At 51.3% G+C, this 956-nt stretch carries 1 protein-coding gene; it reads left to right on the top strand.

The window, feature by feature from the left end; genetic code table 11:
• A partial coding sequence (locus V6U78_RS12685) for an IS5 family transposase (protein ID WP_405341572.1) occupies window positions 1-795 on the top strand: 795 nt, incomplete at its 5' end.
• Window positions 796-956: the final 161 nt, after the last annotated feature.

Below are 956 nucleotides of genomic sequence, written 5' to 3'. Positions count from 1 at the left end.
GCTTACCCTCTCGCTTCCATGCTGCGTATTCATGCCATGCAGCTATTCTACAACCTGAGCGATCCAGCCATGGAGGATGCCCTTTATGAGATCGACTCCATGCGCCGTTTTGCTGATCTGGATCTGACGCGCAATCTGCCGGACGAAACCACTATTCTGAAGTTCCGCCATCTGTTGGAAAAGCACGGCCTGGCCCGCAAAATTTTCCAATGCATCAATGACGAACTTCAACAGCAAGGTCTGATACTGCAACAAGGCACACTGGTCGATGCCAGTATCCTCAGTGCGCCCAGCTCAACCAAAAACAGCAGTGGTAAACGTGATCCCGAGATGCACCAGACCAAAAAGGGCAATCAGTGGCACTTTGGCATGAAAATCCATATTGGTGCCGATGACCTCAGTGGAACCGTGCACTCTCTGGAAACCACACCCGCCAATGTCCATGATGTCACTGTTGCTGACCAGTTGCTTCATGGTGAAGAAGAGCGTGTCTGGGGTGATGCAGGCTACCAGGGTATTCACAAGCGCGATGAACACAAGGATCGTAAAGTAGACTGGTTCATTGCCAAACGTCCCGGTCAACGCAAGCAATGGGACAAGGATGATCCCAGAGAGAAGGTGGAGCAGCAGAAATCATCCATCCGTGCCCTGGTTGAACACCCGTTCCGCTATGTGAAGCAGGTCTTTGGTTACAGCAAGGCCCGCTATAAAGGGCTCAAGAAAAACACTGACCGAATTTACATGCTGTTGGCTTTTGCCAACCTGATGATCACGGAGAAACATCGCCCCGCCTAGGGGTAGTGCGCCTGAAATCCGGTAAAAAGCCGGAATCAGGCATAAAAAGGAGCCGAAAGGCTCACCAAAACGAATAAAAAGGCTCTCTTCGGCTTAATAAGCGGCCTGCTTCGGCCAATCTGGCTGAAAGAGTGCTGAGAAGTGAGTTACGCAGAGGTTCC

Source organism: Marinospirillum alkalitolerans, assembly GCF_045055655.1.
GTDB classification, from domain to species: domain Bacteria; phylum Pseudomonadota; class Gammaproteobacteria; order Pseudomonadales; family Halomonadaceae; genus Marinospirillum; species Marinospirillum alkalitolerans.
This window is presented reverse-complemented; position numbering and strand designations above follow the sequence as displayed.